This is a genomic window from Dietzia sp. CW19 (genome assembly GCF_014145265.1).
Taxonomy (GTDB): Bacteria; Actinomycetota; Actinomycetes; order Mycobacteriales; family Mycobacteriaceae; genus Dietzia; species Dietzia natronolimnaea.
This window is the reverse complement of the sequence record NZ_JAALEE010000202.1, coordinates 1-3330: the sequence shown is the minus strand read 5'-3', so window position 1 is coordinate 3330 and position 3330 is coordinate 1. Positions and strand designations below refer to the sequence as shown.

At 71.8% G+C, this 3330-nt stretch carries 4 protein-coding genes; 3 read left to right on the top strand and 1 reads right to left on the bottom strand.

Annotation, left to right across the window (positions count from 1 at the left end; all coding sequences use genetic code 11):
- Window positions 1-4: 4 nt before the first annotated feature.
- Window positions 5-817, bottom strand: coding sequence for an alpha/beta hydrolase (locus G6021_RS06850; protein WP_182640918.1), 813 nt, complete (start codon window positions 815-817; stop codon window positions 5-7).
- A gap of 104 nt (window positions 818-921) precedes the next feature.
- Between G6021_RS06850 and G6021_RS06845 the strand changes: the two genes are divergently transcribed.
- The 3 genes from G6021_RS06845 (at window position 922) to G6021_RS06835 (ending at window position 3218) form a co-directional block, all read left to right on the top strand.
- Window positions 922-1371, top strand: coding sequence for a MarR family transcriptional regulator (locus tag G6021_RS06845; protein WP_259844083.1), 450 nt, complete (start codon window positions 922-924; stop codon window positions 1369-1371).
- A gap of 28 nt (window positions 1372-1399) precedes the next feature.
- Entirely contained in the window at window positions 1400-2074 is a 675-nt protein-coding gene (locus G6021_RS06840) for an SDR family oxidoreductase (protein WP_182610834.1), read from the top strand.
- Between the two features lie 73 nt (window positions 2075-2147).
- Window positions 2148-3218, top strand: a complete 1071-nt coding sequence (locus tag G6021_RS06835; RefSeq protein WP_182610833.1) for a 2-dehydropantoate 2-reductase — start codon at window positions 2148-2150, stop codon at window positions 3216-3218.
- The last annotated feature ends 112 nt before the right edge of the window (window positions 3219-3330 follow it).

The following is a 3330-nucleotide window of genomic DNA, read 5'->3' as shown; positions in this document are numbered from 1 at the left end:
GCCGTCAGACCCGGCTCGTCGCCCCCGCACACGCCAACCCGCGCTCGACGGTCGCGGCGATCGAGGCGGCGACGCCCTCCGGATCGTCCGACATCGGAACGTGCCCGCCTGCCGAGATCTCGATCCGGGCCTGCGGGAACAACCTCGACGCGAGCGAGACCTGCCGGACCGGCAGCACCAGGTCGAACCGGCCCCACCGGATGGTGATCGGCAGCTCCTCGTCCACCGGCGCGGAGAACAGGAACGTCCTGCGGTCCGCCCGGTCCAGCACGGTGTTGCTGATGATCGCCTCGCCGTCGATCGCCGCCGCCTCGGCGGGGTACCGCCACGGCCGAGCGCAGAACGCGGCCATCATCACCGCACGGCCCGCCGCCCTCTCGGTCACCACGGGGATGTGACGGCCCAGCTTCCCGGCCGCCCGGCGCAGACTGTGGAACACGGTCATCGTGTAGCGCCACTCGGCGTCGGACCGGAAGAACCCGGCGGGCGAGAGCGCGGTGACACTGCTCGCCAGGCCACGGGCCCCCAGCTCCAGTGCGAGGAAGCCGCCGAGCGAGTTCCCGACGACGTGGGGGCGCTCCCCGTCCGGCACGACCTCCGCGATGAGCTCGGTCAATTGGTCCATCATGTACTCGAGCACGTCACCCGCGTCGGGGAGATCCGCCGACTCCCCGTGTCCGGGCAGGTCCACCACCACCAGCCGGAACCGGTCCGCCAGGAGCGGGACGACCGAGTCCCACGCGTGCGCACGGTGGCAGACACCGTGCATGAGGATGATCGTGGGACCGGAACCGGTGATCTGGTGATACAAATCCATGCCGAGAGTATCCCTCACGGCCCGGGATGACGCCCCATAACCGCCCCGGAACGTGCTTACATCTCCCATGCGACCGAGGGGACGAACGGGTCAGGGGGCACGGCGTGGACACTGTGACGAGCGGACTGGCGACGGAGTTCCGGCCCATCCTCCTCAGGCTGGACCTTCTGGTCCGGCGGCAGAACACCCAGTACGCCCTCAGCCGCGCACAGACCTCGATCCTCTACACGCTCGCCTGCCACGGGCGGCTGCGGATGAGCGACCTGGCCCGGTTGGAGAACGTCCGGGTCCCGACGACCAGCAATTCCGTGACCGTGGTGGAGAGCATGGGCTACGTGGAGCGCGTGCGGGACCACTCGGACGGCCGCGGCGTCTGCGTGGAGCTCACCGACCTCGGGCGGGCACGGATCGACCAGGTGCTCGAGGCGCGCGACCAGGACTTCGCCGATCACCTGTCCCGCCTGTCCCCGGAGCACCGGGAGACGCTGTCGGCGGCGGTCCCCGCCCTCAACGCACTCCTGGACGCCTTCGACGGGACCGCGACCGCCCGCTGAGCCTCCGCGGCGTCTACCCTCACCGGACATGGGCACAGTCATGATCACCGGCGCCTCGCGCGGGATCGGCGCGGCCACGGCCAGGGCGCTCGAGTCGGATCACGACCTGATCCTGGTGGGCCGCGACGCCGACGCACTGGCGTCGGTGGCCCGCTCCTGCAGATCCGCCCGGGTGGTGACCGCGGATCTGACGACGGTCGACGGGGTGTCATCGGTCGCCGACGGGATCACCTCCCTCGACGGGGTGGTCCACTGCGCCGGGGTGGCCGACCTCGGGCGGATCGACGAGTCGGACGCCGCCGAGTGGCGTCGCGCGTTCGAGATCAACGTCCTCGCGGTGGTCGAGCTCACCCGGGTGTTGCTCCCGGCGCTCCGCGCGGCCCGCGGCCACGTCGTCGTCATCAACTCCGGTGCCGGGACCACCGCCAAGCCGGGCTGGGGCTCCTACAGTGCCTCCAAGTTCGCGCTGCGCGCCGTCACCGACACCCTCCGCGGCGAGGAACCGGCCCTGCGCGTCACCTCGATCCATCCGGGACGCGTGGACACCGACATGCAGCGGGCGATCGTCGCCGCCGAGGGCGGGAAGTATGACCCGTCGGCCCACCTCAGCCCGGACTCCGTGGCCACCGCGGTGCGCCACGCCCTCGACTCGGGGCCCGACGCCCACCCGACCGAGGTGGTTCTGCGACCCCGGCGCCACTGAGATCCCCTCGACCCGGTGGGCACGCGCGCGATCCCACCGCCGGACCGCTGCGCATGTCGTAACGTCCAGCACCATGGTCGGCACCGACACCCCGCTGCGCATCACCGTCATCGGTGCGGGCGTGGTCGGGTGTTATCTGGGCGGCAGGCTCGCCCGCCACGCCGACGTGACGCTGGTCGGGCGCCCTCATGTCCTCGACCCGATCCGCGCGGTCGGACTCACCGTGGAGTCCGGTGAGGGCGTGGAGGACCGCCTCCACGTGCCCGCCGAGGCGCTCACCCTGGCCGAGACGCCGGTGGCCGTCCGACGCTCGGACGTGGTGCTCGTGTGCACCAAGGCCGGCTCCACCGCCTCCGCCACCGCCGAGTTCGTCCCGTACCTGCGTCCGGGATCCCTGGTGGTGGGCCTGCAGAACGGACTGCACTCGGCCGATCTGATCCGCGAGGGCGTGGACGCCACACCGGTGATCGCCGGGATCATCCCCTTCAACGTCGCGCGGACCGGCCCCGCGACCTACCGTCGGACCAGCACCGGGGAGATCCGGATCGCCGAGCATCCCCTCGCCGCCCCGCTCCTGCGCGTGATGGAGGAGGCCGATCTCCGGGTGCGCGCGACCGACGACATCCAGGCGGTACTGCACGGCAAGGTCCTGCTGAACATGAACAATGCGGTCCAGGCGTTGTCCGGCCTCCCGCTGAGGACCGAACTCCTCGACCGGGACCTGCGCAGATGCGTCGCGCTCTGTCAGGCCGAGGCCAACCGGGTCTTCACCGCCGCCGGAGTGGTGTCCCGGGTACCCATCGCGGTACCCGCCGGCATGCTGCCGGCCGTCATGCGGCTGCCCACCCCGGTGTTCCGCAGGCTCGCCAGGGCGGTCATGCGGGTCGACGCCGACGGGACGTCGTCGATGAACGACGACCTGGTCCGGGGCCGACCGACCGAGATCGACATCCTCCAGGGGGAGGTGGTGCGGATGGGTCGCTACCTCGGTGTCGAGACGCCGGCGTGTGCGCACATGGTCGAGCTGGTGCACGAGGCCGAACGGGCCGGACCCGATCGCCGCCAGTGGACCGGCAAGGCACTTCTCGCGGAACTCCAGCGGGCGCGGCGACGCGCACGACGGCTGGCGCGGCTGCAACTCTAGGGCGGGCGGTCGCCCCGGGGCCGCAACTCTGGGGAAGGTGCCCCGGCCCGACACGTCAGGACGACGTGCGCCGCAGGAGCTCTGCATGCCGGTCCACCGGGGTGCGGCGCGG

Excerpts from the sequence above, each read along its gene's own strand:
- G6021_RS06850 (WP_182640918.1), bottom strand. The coding sequence starts at position 817 with ATGGATTTGTATCACCAGATCACCGGTTCCGGTCCCACGATCATCCTC.
- G6021_RS06840 (WP_182610834.1), top strand. The coding sequence starts at position 1,400 with ATGGGCACAGTCATGATCACCGGCGCCTCGCGCGGGATCGGCGCGGCC.
- G6021_RS06835 (WP_182610833.1), top strand. The coding sequence starts at position 2,148 with ATGGTCGGCACCGACACCCCGCTGCGCATCACCGTCATCGGTGCGGGC.